The 19,339-nt window shown below is 61.0% G+C and carries 9 protein-coding genes; 5 read left to right on the top strand and 4 right to left on the bottom strand.

The genetic code is table 11. The annotated features are described in order from the left end of the window. Positions 1–2 precede the first annotated feature (2 nt). Both ACO07W_RS18125 and ACO07W_RS18120 read right to left on the bottom strand, forming a co-directional pair. The gene (locus ACO07W_RS18125) at positions 3–4,592 is read right to left on the bottom strand and encodes an amino acid adenylation domain-containing protein (protein WP_421845085.1); all 4,590 of its coding nucleotides are present in this window, start codon (positions 4,590–4,592) and stop codon (positions 3–5) included. Position 4,593: 1 nt separating this feature from the next. Continuing rightward, positions 4,594–9,648, bottom strand: coding sequence for an amino acid adenylation domain-containing protein (locus ACO07W_RS18120; RefSeq protein WP_421845084.1), 5,055 nt, complete (start codon positions 9,646–9,648; stop codon positions 4,594–4,596). Between the two features lie 276 nt (positions 9,649–9,924). Here ACO07W_RS18120 and ACO07W_RS18115 point away from each other — a divergent pair, with 276 nt between their 5' ends. The 4 genes from ACO07W_RS18115 (at position 9,925) to nbtC (ending at position 15,910) form a co-directional block, all read left to right on the top strand. Continuing rightward, the gene (locus ACO07W_RS18115; RefSeq protein WP_421845083.1) at positions 9,925–10,491 is read left to right on the top strand and encodes a GNAT family N-acetyltransferase; all 567 of its coding nucleotides are present in this window, start codon (positions 9,925–9,927) and stop codon (positions 10,489–10,491) included. A gap of 169 nt (positions 10,492–10,660) precedes the next feature. Then, positions 10,661–11,419, top strand: a complete 759-nt coding sequence (locus tag ACO07W_RS18110; RefSeq protein ID WP_421845082.1) for a thioesterase II family protein — start codon at positions 10,661–10,663, stop codon at positions 11,417–11,419. Then, positions 11,416–12,738 (top strand): polyketide synthase, encoded by a 1,323-nt coding sequence (locus ACO07W_RS18105; protein ID WP_421845081.1) that lies wholly within the window; start codon positions 11,416–11,418, stop codon positions 12,736–12,738. Before ACO07W_RS18110 ends, ACO07W_RS18105 begins: the two co-directional genes overlap by 4 nt. Before the next feature lie 25 nt (positions 12,739–12,763). Beyond that, on the top strand, positions 12,764–15,910 hold the full coding sequence (gene nbtC, locus ACO07W_RS18100; RefSeq protein WP_421846084.1) for a nocobactin polyketide synthase NbtC: 3,147 nt from the start codon (positions 12,764–12,766) through the stop codon (positions 15,908–15,910). Between the two features lie 82 nt (positions 15,911–15,992). On the opposite strand, the gene ACO07W_RS18095 is transcribed toward nbtC, so the two are convergent. Both ACO07W_RS18095 and mbtG read right to left on the bottom strand, forming a co-directional pair. After that, the gene (locus ACO07W_RS18095; protein WP_421845080.1) at positions 15,993–16,202 is read right to left on the bottom strand and encodes an MbtH family protein; all 210 of its coding nucleotides are present in this window, start codon (positions 16,200–16,202) and stop codon (positions 15,993–15,995) included. Further along, the gene (gene mbtG / locus ACO07W_RS18090; protein ID WP_421845079.1) at positions 16,183–17,469 is read right to left on the bottom strand and encodes an NADPH-dependent L-lysine N(6)-monooxygenase MbtG; all 1,287 of its coding nucleotides are present in this window, start codon (positions 17,467–17,469) and stop codon (positions 16,183–16,185) included. The genes ACO07W_RS18095 and mbtG overlap by 20 nt, the downstream gene beginning before the upstream one ends. Before the next feature lie 181 nt (positions 17,470–17,650). Here mbtG and ACO07W_RS18085 point away from each other — a divergent pair, with 181 nt between their 5' ends. Next, on the top strand, positions 17,651–19,294 hold the full coding sequence (locus ACO07W_RS18085; RefSeq protein ID WP_421845078.1) for a (2,3-dihydroxybenzoyl)adenylate synthase: 1,644 nt from the start codon (positions 17,651–17,653) through the stop codon (positions 19,292–19,294). The last annotated feature ends 45 nt before the right edge of the window (positions 19,295–19,339 follow it).

Here is a 19,339-nt window from a genome sequence, read left to right as displayed (position 1 = left end):
CCCTAAAAGCTAGGCCTCAGGCCAGTTCGTCGACCGGATTCGACCGCCATGTCTGGGTCCAAGGCGGCTGCCATTACAGCGACAGAACGCTGCCAAAGATGCGTCATACGGTCAATGTCGTCATGGGTGAACAAGCCATCACTCCACAGCCAGTTGGCTATCAGTTGCGAACCATCCGGTGTACTACGTACAGCCGCGCCGACGTGCAGGGCGAAACGGAGCGGCAGGTCCGGCTCGGGGGCGACCGGCAAATCCTCGATGTACTGCTCGAACAGTACTGACCATGGCTGATCCGTGATGCCGCCGAGGTCCAGGCGCCCCAGATAGCTGAACATGACCTGCGGTTCGACAGCCTCCTGCAACTCGGGCACCGGGTCGACATAGCGAAGCAGACCATAGTCCAGCCCCTCATAGGGGACGGCACTGAGATCGGTAGTCACCGAGTCGAAGAGTCTTCGAGCCGCCTTGCTATCACTTTCAGCTTGCTCAAGGTCGCAGGCTGCCATGCCCACTCCGAGTCGGATTGGGAAAATGCTGTTGAACCAACCGACAGTATTGCTGGTGTCGGTGTTCTCGATGGCGTTCGAGCGTCCATGGCTCTCCAAGGCGATCAACGTGCCCACGGCCGGATCCTGGTTGTGAACACGACGCCAACCGGCCACGGTCATCGTGATTGCCGCGAGCAGAAAGTCACGCACTCCCCCTTCTCTGGTGAGCGTGGCCAGTACGCGCTCAGTAACCGCAGTTGACGTGGCCACCGGGGTGGCTTGCAGACTAGACCAGCTATCGCGGGTTGGGTCCGGATGCCGCGCACCCAAGGCAGGGTCGAAGTCGCGGATCTGTTCAATCCAGTATTCACGCTGGGCTCGCACCTCCGGCGTAGCGGCCCTTTGCCACATCAGAGCCGACCAATCGCGGTAGGAGGTGAGCTCTGGCAGCGTCTTCGGCGCCACGCCCGATTTCACTGAGCGCCAGGCGTCTGCGATATCACCCAGGATGATGTGCCAGGAAACCGCGTCCACCGCCAGGTGATGCACCGAGAGCAGCAGCACTTGCTCACTTTCCGCAGATATCCACACCGCGCGCACCATCGCACCGAGGTAGGGGTCGATCTCATCGGTGATCCTGCGAGCAGACTCTGCGATTACGGAGCCGATTTCCTCTTTGCTCGAACCCATTGACTCCACACGGGCCAGCAAGTCAGCGGCTCGAACCACACCGGGTTCGCGAGTCGCGAGGCGCGGACCCTCCGGCGTTTCAACCAGGATCAATCGAAGGGCGTCGTGGCCGTCTAGCAACAACTGCAGCATCAGCTCGATCGACGAACGATCGACGTCGAAGGGCAGTCGGAGCAGAACGTTATTGGTGAATCGACGAAAATTGCCATGCTCGAGCAACCAAGACACAATCGGTAGCGGTCGAACTGGACCGTGCTCGACATCAGCGCTAGCCGCTTCTGCAGCAACGGGTGTGTCGATCGCAGCCGCAAGTTGGCGAATTGTTGTGGAAGACAAGACCATCCGCGGATTAACCGAGATACCCCGATGACGTAGCTTGTGGACCAACGAGATCGCGACGATGCTGTCGATACCCAACGAAAAAAAGTCGTCGTCGATATGTGGTGTAGCTCCATTGAATTGTTCTGCAAATATCTCACAGAGCAACCGCTCGGTGTCGGTGGCTGCCGACTCGAGAACCGCCTCGTCGGTGCTCCCGCAGAGCGCTTGCTCAGCCAGCCCGTCCAAAGTACGGCTGTCCAGTTTGCCGTTCGCATTCACAGGAAGCTGCGGCAAGGAAACAATCCGAGCCGGGACCATGTACACGGGCAGGCGCGCGGTGAGCGCGGCACGCAGTCCGGCTGGCTCTTCCTGGGCCGTCCCTTGCCAGACAACGAATCCCACCAGGCATGGGCCGCCCGCGCGGCGCACCACAGAAACCGCGGCATCATGCACCATGGCCTGGTCACGCAGCACTGCCTCGACCTCTCCGATCTCGACGCGGTAACCACGAATCTTCACCTGTTGGTCGCCACGCCCCAGATAGGCAAACCCGCCGTGCGGTAGGCGGCGCGCCAAGTCACCTGTTCGATACATTCGATGCCCGGGGCGCAGCGGGTCCGCGACGAACCGACAAGCGGTCATCGCAGACCTAGCGGCATAACCACGGGCCAGTTGCGCGCCCGACAGATAGAGCTCGCCAACCACACCGTTTGGCACTATTCGCAACGTCGAATCGAGGACGTAGCCGGCGGTTCCCGTATTTGCCGTGCCGATCGTGGGTGTTTGGTACTCGTGGACCGAAGCCACCACGGCTTCAACCGTAGCTTCGGTGGGCCCATAGCAGTTGTAAACCTGCATCGGTGACAGCTCACGCAACTGTTGCCAGAGCACGGTGTCGATCGCTTCGCCGCCCAAGGCCAGCACCGAAAGGGACTCGTCCAACAGGCCGGCCGCACTAAGCTGCGCGAACATCGACGGGGTGGTGTCGATCATGTCTACCTGGTGACCGGCCATTCCGTTTACCAGCAGGTCGGCGTCACGCATCTCCTCCGCGTTGAACAGGTGAACCATATGACCGTCAAGCAATCCGACCATTGGTTGCCACGAGGCGTCAAAGCTCATAGACCATGCGTGCGCGATACGCAGCGGCCTACCCAGACGCGTTGTGGCTGGCCGGTAGACGCGCTCACGGTGATCAGCAAAGTAGCTGAGCAAAGCCGAATTCGTGCCGATGACACCTTTGGGTTCACCGGTAGATCCTGAGGTGAAGATGACGTATGCAGCGTGCTCAGCATGCCGTTGGACAACCGGTGCATACGCGTCGCGTCGCGAAATGCGCACGCTCACTGAGGGATCATCGAGGACCAACACGGGTAATCCCACCGCCACCAACTCTGCGTAGCCAACCTCGGTGAGAGCAATGGTCGGGCTAGCTTGACGCACAATGGATTCGATACGAGAGCGCGGGAGGGTGACATCGACCGGAAGGTAGGCGCCACCAGCGGCGAGTACGGCGAGGACGGCGACGATGGATCGAACCGAACGAGGCATTACCAGCGCGACGACCACCTCCGGTCCGACGCCCAGCTCAGCCAACTCTTGCGCCAGACGGCACGCATGCTCTCGGAGTTCGGCATAGGTGCAACACTCACCGTCTGTCGTGCTAAGAGCGATAGCATCCGGAGTGGCGCGTGCCTGCCTCTCGAAAGTCGACCAGACGGTGCTGCCCGGACCAAGTAGCGAACGGTTGGCCAGCGCAGCGAATTCGGCGCGCTCCGCGGGTGTCAGAATGTCCAGCGCATCCGGGGTGCCGTCGCCGATTTCCGGAAGTTGGCGCAGTACAGCGAGCAGCCGCTCGCCGAGCTCGGCCGGCCGAAGATGCGGCAACGCCTCATGAATCGCCTCGACCAGTACCACCAATGCGTCCCCGGCCATATGCGAGGTCACAGTCAGTGGGTAGTGCGTCAGACTCTCCATCTCGACCGGACAGAAGCGGGTACCGTCCGGCTCGGTAACCGGACGTATAGCGTCTTCGATTGGCGCGTTTTCGAAGACGAACAACGTATCGAACAGGGCTCCGCGACCACTGTCACGCTGGATTTCCGACAAACTCAAATAGCCGATATCGCGCATCGCCGACGACTCGCGCTGCAGCCGAACGCATTGCTCGACCACCGATGCTGACCGGCTCAGCTGATGCACGACCGGTATTGCGTTAATGAATAGCCCAACCATCGTCTCGACTCCAGGCAAGTGCTCTGGGCGGCCAGAGACAATCGTGCCGAATACGACGTCACGTCGGTCGGTGATCCTGCCGAGCACGACAGCCCAGGCAAAGAGCACAGCGGTATTGAGCGTAAGGCCGTTGCGGCCCGCCCACCGCCGTAATCGAGTCGTATCTTGCTCAGCTAAAAGTAGTTTCGTCTTCTCCGGTACGCCGTCACCTGCACCGACAGGGGAATCGGCGACCACGAGAGGGCCGGAGAGGCCATGCAGATATTCGGCCCACTTGACAATCGCGGCCCCTCGATCCTGCTGTGCGAGCCACCCAATGTAATCCCGATAGGGACGAGGGGCCGGCAACCCCGTAAGCGAACCTCCCGCTCGGTACACGGTCAACATTTCGGTGAAGAACACCGCAAGTGCCCAGCCATCCATCAGGATGTGGTGCGCGGTGACAATCATCCGGCGTCTGCCCTCACCGGGTACTGTGAGCAAGACGACACGCAATGCGGGGCCGCGGCTCAAGTCAAACGGCCGGTACCGTTCCGATCGTGCGATGGACTCGAACTCCGCTGGGCTCGCTGTTCGTTCCTCCCAGGGCAGCTCAGCCTCAACCGGCACGATCTGCACAGGCTTAGGTACATCACGGTCCCAGAAGGCGGCGCGCAGATTCGGGTGCCGCACCAACATGGCCTCTGCGCTTCGCCGGAGCAACTCGATGTCGACTGGCCCGTCAATATCGATCACGAACTGCATGCTGTACAGGTCGATACTGTCCTCGGCGAGTCGGTAGAGCGCAAACAGCCCCTCCTGCAAGGGACTCAGCGCAAGAACGTCCTCGATCTCGGGCCGAACGCTGGTCACAACCACCTCACGACTGCCTCTGCCAGGAGGCGGTAAGCTCAGCCAGCGCATCGGCGGTCAGGCCTGATGCACTCATCGGCGCGTAATCCTGGTCGGCAGCTGAGTCCGATTCGGCCGGCAGCTGATCGGCGGCGGCGTCGACTGCTGCGGCAAGCTCGCCGATCGTCATGTGCTCGAACACCATTGCTGGCACCAAGGCCAAGCCCTGCTCTGCGGCCTGCGCCGACCATTTGATTGAGATGATGCTGTCGCCGCCCAAAGCGAAGAAGTTGTCGTCTGGGTCGATACCGGTGGTGTCGAGCAATTCCTCCAACAAGGCGATGAGGATCCGCTGAGTTTCTATCGAACCGCGCATCACAGACGTCGAGAGTTCAGTGTCGTTCGCGGGCAACGGTCCTCGTGGTGCTTCCAGATCCACCCCGGGAAGCAACTCCAACGCGGAAACAGGTAGGTCCGGTGTGGCGGAAAAAGCGTCGAGGGCAGTACGGAAAGCATCAGCAATACGCTCAACTGTTGCGGGTTCATACAGATCGGCGCTGGCAATTATCCGCACATCAAGTTCTGAATCCGGCGTGACGTTCAACCCTAAGGCCAGATCCAGCAGCGCGATGTCGAAGTCCGTCTGAAGTGGAACGACCGTGGTTTCACCTGTGCCAGTCAGGTCGCGTGGTGTCAGCGCCCAGTCCTGACCCCGAAAGTGGATCATGTTCTGGAACAGTGGATTCCGAGAGCGCGAGCGCGGCGGATTGAGTGCCTCAACCAAGCGTTCGATCGGGAGTTCCTGGTGCGCGAAGGCATCGAGCACCGTGTCGCGGCTTCGCGCGATAATGGTACGCAGACTGGGGTCGCCGGATAGGTCATTACGTAGCACCACCAAGTTGGCGAATAGGCCGATGAGATTCGCGGTGGTCGGATCGACTCGCGAAGCAACCGGGCTGCCCACCGGGATGTCCGTGCCGCCGCTCAGCTTGCTCAGCACAACCGCGAACGCGGCCTGATAGATCATGAACTCGGTGGCGCCGTCCTGCTCGGCGAGCTGTGTGAGGGCTAACCGGCGCGCCGCAGGCACCGTGAAATTCACAACCGGCCCAGGCTTCTTTCCGAGCACCGGCGGGCGTCGGCGGTCAGGGCATACTGAGATCTCGTCGGGTAACGCCGCCAAAGCAGTACGCCAATAAGCTAGCTCAGCCTGGCCCCATTCGCTCGGCGTATCGAATGCATCTCGTTGCCACAGTGCGTAGTCGGCGAATTGCAGAGTTGGTGTGGCCCAACGCGGCGCGTCACCGGCCACCCGCGCGCGGTAGGCGGTGATGAGATCTTCAAACAGGACGCCGAGTGAGACGTGATCGCCGACGAGGTGATGGACCACTATGAGCAACACGTGGGTATCCGAGGCCAGTTCCACTAGGTTAGCCCTGATCAGCGGGCCGCTCTCTGGCGTAAATACATACCGGCGTAGCTCGACCAGTGTCTCTTCCAGATGTTCGATAGCGACCTTCCGGACCGGAAGTTCGATCTCCAATGTCGGGCTAACGAATTGATACGGAACACCTTCCTGCTCGGCGAAGTTCGTACGCAACGCCTCATGGCGCGCGACTACATCGTTGAGCGCCGCGACTAGTGCACCATTCGCCAACTGCCCAACGAAACGGAGCGCAAGCGGCATGTTAAAGCCGTCATGCGCACCTTCCATCCGATACTGGAACCACGCGGCGAGCTGCGAGTACGACAGCGGGAGCAGGTCCGGGCGAATCGCCGCGGCGAGTTCTGGTCGACCAGATTGCGAGAACGGCAGGCCCAACGTCGCGTCATCGGTGGTGTCCTCGATATCTATTTCGTCGAGTTCGACGTCGAACTCGACGCGGAAATACTCGACCAACCGTGCCGCCAACCCGGCCGGTGTCGGAGTGTCGAATACGGCACGCACGGTCAATGCCACACCCAACTGTGCACGGATCTGCGCAACGAGCCGGGCTGCCAGCAGTGAATGACCGCCCAGCCCAAAGAACGAGTCTTCGGCGTGGACGTGCTGGCAGCCGAATAACTCGGCAAATATCGCACATACCCGGCGCTCCGTCGGTGTCGCCGGCTCACGGTGGCCGGCAGCTGCTACCGGGGCCGGCGCAGGCAGCGCCTGCCTATCCAGTTTGCCGCTGACCATCAGCGGGATCTCCGGAATGATCACAAACGCGCTGGGCACCATGAATTCAGGCAGTGTCGACGCGGCATGGAGCCGTATTTCATCGAGCTGCTGCTGCGTCGAACAGCTTTGCGTGCTTTCACCGACAACGGGCACCACGTAGGCGGTAAGCGTGGGCCCAACTTCGGTGTCATCGGCGACAACGACACAGTGTCGCACCGCGGGATGCGTGGCAACCACCGATTCGATCTCACCTAGTTCGATACGAAAGCCACGAATCTTGACCTGCTGGTCGGCTCGGCCAACAAATTCCAGTTCACCAGAGACATTGCGACGGAATAAATCTCCTGATCGATATAGCCGCATACCCGGGTTGAATGGGTCGGCAACGAATCGCTGTGCGGTCAACCCAGGACGCCCCAGATAGCCCCGCGCCAGTTGAGCACCGCCGAGGTACAGCTCGCCGACTACATCAGCGGGAACCGGTCGCAACTCCCGGTCAAGCACATAGGCATAGACGTTTCGATTCGGCTGGCCGACAGGTATTACCCGAGCGCCATCCGACCCGGCTACCGTCATGTGTGTCGAGCAGACGACGGCCTCTGTCGGGCCGTAGTGATTGCGTAACTCCGCATCGAAATGGGTACCGAATTTGTCTGCCACCTCACCGGGGAGCGCTTCCCCGCCAACTGGCACGCGACGCAGCTGCCGCCATTGTTCAACCGGCGGTAGTTCCAGCAGGGTGCTCAGCATCGAAGGCACCACGTGTAGCACTGTGACGCCGTGGCGGCCGATCAGATCGGCGAGGTAGCCAATATCACCGAAAGCGTCGGGGTTGGGCACAATCAGCTGCGCGCCGACAGACAACGTGACGAAAATGTCCGCCAGCGAAGCATCGAAACTCACCGACGCCGACTGCAGCCATCGATCTTGTTCGGACACACTCCATTCGGCGATGAAACCTTCCACATGCTCGGCGATCGCACGATGCGGAACCACGACGCCCTTGGGCCAGCCAGTTGAACCGGATGTGTAGATCACATAAGCGACGTGCTCGGGCCGCAGCGAATCCAGCCGGTCGCAGTTGGTGAGCGCCGCGTCGGATAGCTGCGAGGCGGCCGTTTCGGCAGCATCGAGTTCATGCCGCCCCAGCACAATCTGTGGGTGCGCATCCGCGATGAGGTACTCGATGCGCTCGTCTGGATAAGCCGGGTCGATCGGCAGATAGGCCGCGCCGGCCTTCAGCACCGCGAACATCGCGACGACGAACTCGATCGACGCGGTCATACGCAGGCCAACGACAGCATCCGGGCCGAGCCCTTGCATTACAAACCAGCGCGCCAATCGATTTGCGCGGCCATGCAGTTCGGCGTAGGTCAGCTCCGCGTCGTCGGAGGCGAGCGCGGGTGCGTTGAGACAGCCAGCTGCGGCGGCTTCCAACATCGCGACCATCGTGGTGGCCGGCGCGGTGAAAAGTTCGCCATGCGATTGCGCCAGTACGGTATCGCGCTCATCAGTTCCGAACATGTCTATAGTGGCGAGGGCACGTTCGGGCTCGGCCAGCGCGTTGTCCAACAGCTGCACGTAATGAGACAGCATCCGATCGATCAACGCTGAGTTCAGCACGTCGCTGTGGTATTCGAGTTCAGCGAAGACGCCCTCAGCGTCGTGCGAAACGTTCAGGGCAAGCGGAAGTTGCGCGGCTGCTGCGCCCAACGCAAGTTGACGCACGGTGACCCCGCCCAACCGGAATCCATTCGCGCTCTTGCGCATACTGAAACCCAACTTGACTAACTGGTCCATACCGTCGTGGCCACTGCGCTCTGGGTTTACTTCGCGCACTACGCGGTCAATGCCAACAGACTGATGAGTGAAGCCGGCAAGGCAAGTGTCGCGCACTTCGTCGACCAATGAGGCGAACGTGGCATGCGATCCCACGGCGATCCGCAACAACAACGTATTGCCGAAATACCCAATAGCGCCCTCCGCCGCTGCCCTGCGCTCGGTGACCGGCACGGAGATCACAAACTCTGCCGCGCCGGTATAGCGCCGCACCAACACACCGAAAGCCGCCAGCAGAACCATAAATGGTGTGGATGAGTGCTTTCGGGCGAAGTCCTCAATCCCCCTGAACAGGCTATTGGACAGCGCCCGAGTTTGACGTTGGGCTTGCCTGGACGGATGAGGCGCGACCGAACCGGGAAGCTCCGGGGGTTCAGGTGGCGACCGCAAACTATCCGCCCAGTATTTGACGTCAGTAGCCGGGGATTCGGCTACCTCATCCAGCACCTCGACCGCGACGAACTGCGGCGCTCGGCTCTCCAAGCAGCGACCGCCATATGCGGCGTTCAGGTCGCCTAGAAACACATCCCAGGAGTCATCATCCCAACAGATATGGTGCACAACAAGAATAAGTACGAATTCGTTTTCGGCAGTGCGGACAAGCCTTGCGCGCAAAGGCAACTCGCTGGTGAGATCGAAAGGTCGGCCAAACTCGTTTCGGGCTAGGGTCTCGATACGCTGCTCGCGTTCTTCTGTGGCGAGATGGGTCACATCGTCGGTTCGCCAGTTGACCTCAACATCGTCGGAAAATTCTTGGTAGGGCTCACCATCGGCGTCCACAGCGTAGACAGTGCGCAAAATTGAATGGCGCGCAACGACATCGTTGAAGGCCGCACGCAGACATACCTCATCCAAGTGACCAGTCAGCCGATAGGCGACACAAACGTTCAACGTGACGTCATCTGCATCCATTGCCTGTAGAAACCACATGCGGCGCTGACCGGCCGACAGCGGGTAACGCACTCCCGCGTAGATCTGTGCCCGGTTGGTCGGCTCGGCCGCGGCTACGCCGCTCTCGGCGATGCGCCGACGCAGCAGCTCTCGGCGACGTTCCTGCACGGTGTTGGCATTTTCTCGCATGACTCGCCCTACTGCTGATATTCAGTTCGCAGTATCAGTCCGGGCCTACCGGGTTCTGAATACCTCCACCTGCATCTCCGCGACGCGCGCATCAACAAACCCCTCTCCTACGTGTGCCGTCCGCCAGCCCAGGAGCTTACGTTAGCCTTCGCTAAGTTCGACGGTTAGTGCGGTCCCCGGCGAGCGTCACGGATATCGAGCCGAAGAGAACCGGCGTCGACGCCTCTGCACTGCCGAAGTGGCACCGCCTAGGCCGTCCGGTCAGGAGGGACACGGGTGAACACGCTGAACGCGAGCCAATGCCGAGCCACGCTTGATCACGAAGCATTCTCTGGAGAATTTTCACTGCGAGAGCTGGACCCTGACCGCGATCTCGACATGCTGCACGGCTGGATGAACGACCCCGAGGTGGCCCGCTACTGGAGGAAACCGTGGCCGCGGGAACGAATCAAGTCCTACCTGCTCGACCAACACCACAGCAGTCATCTGGACCCATATCTGGGTCTGCTAAACGGTGATCCGATCAGCTATTGGGAGCTCTACCGCGCCGATCTAGACCCACTCGCTGAGCACTACGCGGCACATAAACATGATGCGGGTGTGCATATGTTGCTCGGCCCAGCCGAATGCCGCGGACGCCAGCTAGGGGCCCATCTGCTGCGCGTCATCTCGACCTGGCAGCTAGATGCCGATCCGCGCACACTCAGGGTGGTCGCCGAACCTGACGTCGAAAACATTCGTATGATCCGTGCACTCGAGCGCGCCGGGTTCCGACGCACGGTGGACCTGGATCTGCCGGACAAGCGAGCCGCCCTGATGGTCCGAAGCCGGGAGCAACAATGAGCCCGCCAGCAACCACACTGAACCCAGTGGTCAGCGGGCCAGAACCGGCCCCAGCCGTCCTACTAATTTATGTTAGCCTTTGCTAAGTTAGTTCCTCTTGCGGCCGTGGCACGGCGAGAACGTGTCGACCCCTGCGCCCACGTAGCGAGTAAGCGAAAGGTAGTAGTTCATGCAGCGCACACTGGGGTGGATCAGGCAGTTCCACAAAGCAGATTCACCTGCGGGCCTTCCGCTGCTGGTATTCCCGCATGCGGGGTCCGGCGCATCGGCCTACCGCGATTTCTCGAAAATCCTCGGTAGAGAGTTCACGGTAATCGTCTTCCAGTACCCGGGGCGCCAGGACCGCATCGCGGAAGCTTCGCTGCTATCCCTGCGCGAGATTGCCGCAGGGGCGTTCGACGAGTTCTCAACCTCGGATCACAGTCGCGAACTCCCGATCGTGACGTTTGGGCACAGTATGGGCGCGCTGGTCGCGTTTGAGTTCGTCCGGATCGCAGAAGCCAACGGAATTGCCGTGCAGCACCTTAACGTCTCCTCCGCGGTCGCCCCCTGCCGCGCCGCGGCCAAGCCGCGGCATCCTCAGGATGACGAAGAGATCCTCAACCATCTGGCGACGCTCGAAGGAACCGACACAGACGTATTCGGAAACCGCGACCTGATGCGGTTAGCACTTCCCGTTATCAAAGCCGACTACCAGGCGTTTGACACATACGACTGCGCCGAGGACGTCAAGGTTACCGCTCCGATTCACGCCATGGGAGGCGATCAAGATCCTTATGTCACCATGGGCGACCTCTACGGGTGGGGCAAACACACTGACACCGTTAAGGTCACCATGTTCACCGGCGGCCACTTCTACCTGAGATCACACATCGGCGCAGTTGCAGAGTTGTTGACGACGAACACACACCGCGGGCAAACAGCATGAGCCAGAACGGTTCAACTGTACTGACATCGCCTGATCCGATTGTCATCTCCGGAATGGCTATCGAGGCACCTGGGGGGATCGACAGCCCGAACGCCTTGTGGTCAGCACTGGTTGGATCCAGGGAGCTACTCACCCCGTTTCCACGCGATCGCGGCTGGCCCATCAAAGATCTCTTGTCTGTGTCGCAGCTGGACGGCTGGGGACCCGTACGCGACGCAGGGGGATTCCTCGATAATGCAGCGACATTCGACCCACCATTTTTTGGCATCACTCATCGTGAGGCGATCGTGATGCACCCCCAACAACGGGTTGCGCTGCGGGTAGCGTGGAAGGCACTAGAGAATTCCGGGATCAATCCGAGCACGCTCGACGGATCGGACGGCGGCTGTTTCGTCGGAATGTCGCCGATGGAATATGGCCCACGTGCAGCCGTAGCCGATGCCTATAGCGGCCATCGAATCGCGAGTTTGGGGCAGCTCGGGGCAGCTGCCCGCATATCACACTGCCTTGGGTTGACCGGTCCATCGATGTGCGTAGATTCCGCGTGCGCATCGTCGTTGACCGCCCTACATTTGGCCGCCAGCGCCGTGCGCTCGGACGAGTGCGACTGGGCGCTCGCCGGTGGAGTCTGTGTGATGGGCTCACCGGGAGCTTTCTTCGAATTCGCAAGGCTCAATGCGCTTTCCACGGATGGACACTGCCGCGCCTATTCCGACAACGCCACCGGTACCGTCTGGGGCGAAGGCGCCGGCATGGTTCTCGTCGAACGCGAATCACGAGCACGACAATTGGGACACACCATCTACGGACGTATCCTGGGTATCCGCACCAACCACAACGGCAAAGGCAAACCGATTCTCGTCCCGCGGGTCCGCGCCCAAGCGCAACTCGTCGTCAAAACGCTCGAAGCGGCAGGAATCGATCCAGCCGACGTCGGAATGATCGAAGGACACGGTACCGCGACTCTCGCCGGCGATCCGGTGGAATTGATTGCTCTCTTCAAAACATACGGCGCGTCAGGCTCCGAGGCGCTACTAGGATCGATCAAGTCAAACATTGGCCATGCACAAGCCGCATCCGGAATCCTTGGACTGATCAAACTGCTGCTCGCCGGACAGCATGGTCAGGTTCCGCCGAGCTTGTTCTCAAACACTCCGACAAAGATGGTCGACTGGAATCTCACCGGGCTGCAACTGGCCACCAAGCTGCACGAGTGGAAGCCAAAAGACGGCGTCCGCTACGGTGCCACGTCGTCGTTCGGTGCCGGAGGCGCCAACGCGCACGCCATCATCGCTATGCCAGCAGGCACCCGGGGGTGATCGCGTGACAATTCCTGGCTACCAGCTGCCCAATGGCACGACTCCCGTACTGCTATCGGCCGATACCGCCGATCTATTGCGCCAAGAGGCCGCCGCCCTGCTTAGCTATACCGTCGACTATCCCGAGACAACACCAGACACTATTGCTGACATGCTGTTTCGGACGCGACTCGCCCGGCGGCACCGAGCCCTCGCGATGGTGTCTGGCCGCGACGAGTTGGTCAACGCGTTGCGGGCAGTTGTCGATGACCACAAGCACCCCGCGTTGATCCAGACGAACGCACCCGCCGCAGCCCGCCGACTCGCCTATGTTTTTCCGGGTCAGGGGCAGCAGCACCCTGGAATGGGACGGCTCTTCTATGAGTCAATTCCCACGTTCCGAGCCGAAGTGGATCGGTGCAACGCTGCCTTTGAAGATCAGCTCGGCGAGTCGCCGATGAATTATCTTCTTGACGAACATTTTCCAGCTGAAGAACGAGCCAGCACCGTCCAACCCGCACTGTTTACTCAGATGGCGGGTTTGGCGGCTATGTGGCGGTCCTTCGGTATCGTGCCGAACAACACCATCGGGCACAGTCAGGGCGAAGTCGCCGCCGCCTACGTCTCCGGTCTCGTGACCTTGGAGGACGCAGCACGCGTCATCGGGCTCCGCGCGCATGCCGTCGACGAGTTCGCCGCCAGCGACTATGCAATGGCGATCGTCGCCGCCAACCGAGACGTGTGCGAGGAGGTCATTGCCCGCTGCTCAGGTTGGGCAGAGGTATCTGTAGTCAATTCGCCGAGCGTGACCGGTATCTCAGGCGATCGGGACGTGATCCAGAACATCGTGGACACCTTCACCGAGCGCGGCACGTTCGCGAAAGTCATTCGCGTCCGATACCCGGCCCACACCAGCATGATCCACACGCTCGGCGACACTCTCCGGGCGGCCATGCGGCGTCACCTACAACATCCGAGCTTCCTCGATACGAACGTGACCTGTCTGGGCGCCACTCTTGGCAGTTCCATTTCTCAGGATCTGCCAGTCGAGCAATACTGGTTCTGGAACCTGCGCAACACCGTTCGGTTTGACAAAGCCATCGCAGCCGCCGCGGAGCTCGGTATCGACACATTCGTTGAGTTAGCCGCACACCCGACACTCACGTTGGCGATTCACGAAAATCTCGCTGCGCGTCCGGAGGACGAACACGAGACCAGGGTGGTTGCCACGTCCGCTCGAACAGCTACCGATCTGGGCGATTTCGCCCAGAACCTTGCGTTGCTGGCAGTTCATGACCTGGACTACTCTTGGGAGTGCTTGCGCACCGAACCAGAAGCTCCAATCCGCCTGCCACTGGTTGATTTTCCCAACACTCTGATGAACGAGACCCGATTGTGGCTGCCGTACGACGAGGTGCTACCCCGACGAGCCCGCCCAAAGTCAGGCACAACATCGGTTGTCGCACAACCGGAATCGACCGAAGAACCGACTGCGCGAACAGCGGCCCCTCGACTACTCACCGAGAAATGGGTTGGCCTGTCACATCGATCACTCGTACCGCCGCGAGCCATCGGGATCGTCGATCATGCGGGCGGTTGCTCTGAGTTGGCCAACGCCTTGTGCGACGCCGCAACAAATGCCGGCGCCACCGCGTATGTAACAGGGCACCAAACCGGGATCGAACTCCCTATCCAAAACGGAACCCTTGGACCCGACCTCGACACCTACGTCATATTGCTTCCGCAATCGCCGAAGTTAGACTATGCCGACGCCGCAACCGAGGTCGCGGCCTTCTTCGGGAACCGGACGTGGTGGCCTGGCTTAGGCGACACGGTCGCCGAGTGCTGGCTAGTTACGGTAGCTGCCGAGGTGGTGGCTGCCGACGATGAGCCGCCAGATCCGGTACATGCAGCCGCAAGCGCAGGCTTCCGCAGTATCGGCGCTGAACATCCAGGCATTAGATTCCGACACCTCGATCTGCCGGCCGATGCCCTGGCTTCAGTATCCGCAGCCACCATACTTTCAGCGCTACACACGGCCGAAGAACCGGAGCTGGCACTACGCGTTAATGGCATCTACGCCAAGCGAATCGTTGAGGACAACACGTCTCCCATCGACACCGCCGTGCTGCCCGAAGAGCCACCACGTCATGTGCTGATCATCGGGGGGACCGGCAACCTCGGGCTGGAATTCTGTCATCATTTCGCACATCGCGGCGCGAAACGAATCACCCTGGTGAGCAGATCAGGCGAGACCGCAGCGGTCGCCAATCGACTACAACAGATTCGGATGGCTACAACCACCACAATCCAGGTCAATCAATGCGATGTAGGTGATCCGGCTGCGGTAGCCCAACTTGCCGAGCAACAACAAAACGAGCCTGCGGATCTGATCATCCACGCCGCACTAACCTATTCAGACATAGAACTGGACGCCATCACCGTCGAGAAAACTGATCAAATGATGCGGGCCAAGGTTGTCGGCATCTGGCAGGTTCTCCAAACATTTCCTCGGACGGACGACTGTCGCGTGGTTTTGTGCTCTTCAGCGGCAGCGACCATCGGCGGTCGGGGGCAGATCATCTACGCGGCGGCCAATCGGATGCTGGACGCCATGGCTCACTGGCTACGAGCCCAAGATCTCGACTGCGTCTCGGTGCAGTGGGGCCAGTGGACTGTCCATTTCGATCTCGACGACTCTGGTTGGGCAAAGTTGGCCGCCGTCGGTCTCCTGCCAATGTCGCCCACCGATGCACTCGCTGTCGGAATGACCGGGTTCCGGCGAAATGCCGTCGTCGCGGCATTCGACCTGGATCGCGCACGGCCGGTGCTGGACGCCTACGGGTATGGCCCGTTGTTGTCCCAGCTGGCCTCGCCCAGCATCGAGGCTGACAATATTGGCAGTCAGGTTCAGCCCCAAGTCGCTATTGACAACGCAGACCTGCCGCAACAGCTGATGACGCTACTCGCCGAGGCCATCGGCCTCGATGGACCCGCTGCGATCGACACCAGCGTACCCATGGTCGCGATTGGTCTGGATTCGCTGCAGGCGCTAGAGTTCCGCCGTCGTGTCAAAATGGAATTCAACCACGATATTGAGGTAGCGGACCTGCTCAGCGGCGCATCCGTTGCCGACATTCTAGCCAAGCTCGATGCGCTTGCCCCCGGGCCACGCCAGCCGGCAACACCCTGAGGCTGAAGGCCAATCTGTTGGCACCACAGCCATTAACTCAGTAGCTAGTGACCACCCAGACTTGTGCGACTAAGCAGGAATTTTACTGCATCGTTTCGCGCAAGCTCCTGGGCCTTATGTCGGTCCAGTTCTCCTCGATATAGGAAAGGCATTTCGCGCGTGTGTCCTCGCCAAACACCACGCGCCAGCCTTCTGGCACATCAGCGAACGTTGGCCATAAACTGTGTTGTTCCTCGTCATTGGTCAGGACGTAGAACATGCCGGCATCATCGTCAAACGGATTGATACTCATCACTTCTCCCTCTTGGTGAACCGGCGACACCAATCTCGGCACCGAGGATTCGGTCAGACAACAGACCCAGGCAGCTCAGATTAGGAAAGCCCGGCCCCTGCTTGAGACCGGACAAGTTGGGTAAAATCAGTTTCGGGTTGACTCCGGCCACAGCCAAGTCGTAACCGATCGCCTCTTCCAGCCGCGCACTTGTCACCGGGCCACCGAGGCCCAGCTCTAGCGAGTCGAGGGCATTCTTACTAAGCAGAGGCAGAAACCACAGCGGATCAGCGCCGGACCCATCGACGACAAGGTCGAAGTCGTGCACGGTCTCAAGCAGCGCACCGCAATGATCGGTGTGCAGCGTGATCCAGATTCGGTCGTCGCTGTCGACTGCGCTCGCAACCCGCCCACGCAGATGTCGGATTCTCTCGTCAGCGAGCAGGGACTCCTGCACCCGCGCCGAAAAGACCCCTCGGTCGGTCCGTGCGATACAGTCGCGCCGTTGAGCTTGCGTGAGGCTGTGCCACTGAGCGGGATCGGAGAACAACGAGTTCTCGAAGTAACCCTCGCCGCGGGTGAACAGAGTTGCTTGCGGCGAGATCGCGGTAATTGCCGAAATCCGGTGATGGAATAGCTCGCTCAGCATCGACGCAGCGGTCTCCCCGCCACCGATGACCGCGACGTGTTCGGCGACAATCCGGTCGTGGCTCGAGGTGCGCTGCCAGAACTCCGCGATCGACAGCATCCGCGGAGCACCAGACAGCATGGATTGCTGCGGCTGCCCAGGACCCGTGATCATCACCGTATCGGCTGAGATGCTCGAGTCCGGCGTGTGCAGCACCCACCGCGGTCCGTTGACCGAAATCTGAAGCAATTCGCCGCGAACCACTTTCAAGCCCGTCATGTCGGCAACCCAGCGCAGATACCGTGCCCACGTATCGTGAGTGGGCGCCGGCCTGCCCCGGTCGACCCAGCCAACGAGTTGGTCCGTGGCCACCAGATAGGCCTGCCAGCTCCATCGCAGCATCTGCTCATCGAGTTCGGCGTTGCAGCCTGGCAGCAGCCTCGACCGGTACGGGAAACCGACGTCTTTTTCGGGGCTGGTGCCCAACCGCTGCCGACCATCGGTCCAGCCACCACCGGCTAACCAGTTGGCCGCCACGCCAGCACGCTCGATGGCGACGACGTTGGTCACCTCGATACCCATTGCGCGCAGTGCCGCTGCTTTCGCGGCAATGGCAACAGCCTTCGCGCCGGCTCCAACGATCGCGAGCGTCCCGGTCATCGAGCGCCGGCCAACAAAGCACAATCGCGGGCGCAGTGGTGGCATTCCGAGTTCGCGAGCACACCGGCGAATGATGCGCGGCTCACAAGCTACCTCCATTTGATTAGCTCAGGCTGCCCTAACTTCGCTTACGCTACCCTATACGCCCGGTCAGAACTCACCCGCCCAAGGGAGATACCAAGTGCCTGCTACCTACCCCCAGTCACCCCCGCCGATACCGCTGGACTGGTTCACGGCCTATCCGCCGGAACGGGCAGCTGCCTACCGTGCGGCCGGCTACTGGACCGGTCGCACCGTTGACTCATTGTTGCGGCAAGCCGCGGCGACATGGCCAGAGCGAGTCTGTGTCGTGGATGCAGTCAGCAGCCATACCTACTCCGAAATCGACAGACTCGCAGACCGCGCCGCGGCCGGGTTTTCCTCGTTAGGAATTGCGCCCGGTGATCGCGTAATGCTGCAACTGCCGAATTCATGCCGCTTCGCCGTCGCCCTGTTCGGCCTGCTGCGCGCCAAGGCCATACCTATCATGTGCCTACCCGGACATAGGCTGGCAGACCTGCATCATTTCGCCCAGGTCAGCGGCGCCGCTGGGTTGATCATCATGGCCGCGAACGGCGGTTTCGACTATCGGGCGATGGCCGAACAGTTGGTCGAGACGAACCCTCAGCTGCGGCATGTGATCGTCGATGGGGACGCTGGCCCATTCATGTCATGGTCGCAGCTGCCCTCCGGTGTCACACCGGAGATTACGAGCGACACGGCGAACCCCGCGCTGCTGCTGGTCTCGGGTGGCACTACCGGCAAGCCGAAACTGATCCCCCGCACGCACGAGGACTACGTCTATAACGCCACGGCCAGCGCTGAGCTGTGCAAGCTGACCTGCGACGACGTCTATCTCGCGGTACTGCCCGCATCGCACAACTTCCCGCTCGCCTGCCCAGGCTTACTCGGCGCGATGACCGCCGGCGCGACCACAGTATTCAGCACCGACCCCAGCCCGGAAGCTGCCTTCGCCACTATCGAACGCCACGGCGTCACCGTCACCGCTTTAGTTCCAGCGCTGGCAACACTGTGGGCACAAGCCTGCGATTGGGAACCAGTTACGCCAAAGTCACTGCGGCTCTTGCAGGTTGGCGGAGCCAAGCTCGGACCAGAGGACGCCCGCCAGGTGCGCACCAAACTGACCCCGGGCCTGCAGCAGGTATTCGGCATGGCCGAGGGGCTGGTGAGCTACACCCGCCTCGACGATCCACTCGAGCTGGTCGAGCATACGCAGGGGCGACCGCTGAGCGCCGACGACGAGTTGCGCATCGTCGACACCGATGGTGTGCTGGTGTCGCCGGGAGAAGAAGGCGAACTACTGGTGCGTGGGCCCTACACGATCAACGGATACGTTGGCGACCCGCACGACCACCGACGCTGCTTCGACCACGAAGGCTTCTACCGCAGCGGAGATCTGGTCCGGCTCCGGGAAGATGGCTACCTCATGGTCACCGGACGGGCCAAAGATGTCATCTGCCGTGCTGGCGAAAGTATTTCCGCCCAAGATCTCGAAGAGCAGCTGCTGAGCCATTCAGCGATCCGGTCAGTCGCGGCGGTGCCATTGCCCGACCCCTACCTCGGGGAAAAAATCTGCGCCGCAGTTGTTTTCACCGGCCGGCCAGTGACGCTGGCGGAGTTGAACTCCTACCTAGACGAGCGCGGTGTGGCAGCACACGTCCGGCCTGACACACTGGTCGCGATGACGGCGCTGCCCACCACGCCGGTAGGAAAAATCGACAAACCAGCCATCGCCCGCCACGTCAGCACAGAAGTTGGGCCCTAGGCGGCAGGGCTGTGTGCCGCCTAGGGCAAGTCACCAGCAAGATCT

The organism is Mycobacterium sp. (genome assembly GCF_965230835.1).
Taxonomy (GTDB): Bacteria; Actinomycetota; Actinomycetes; order Mycobacteriales; family Mycobacteriaceae; genus Mycobacterium.
This window is presented reverse-complemented; position numbering and strand designations above follow the sequence as displayed.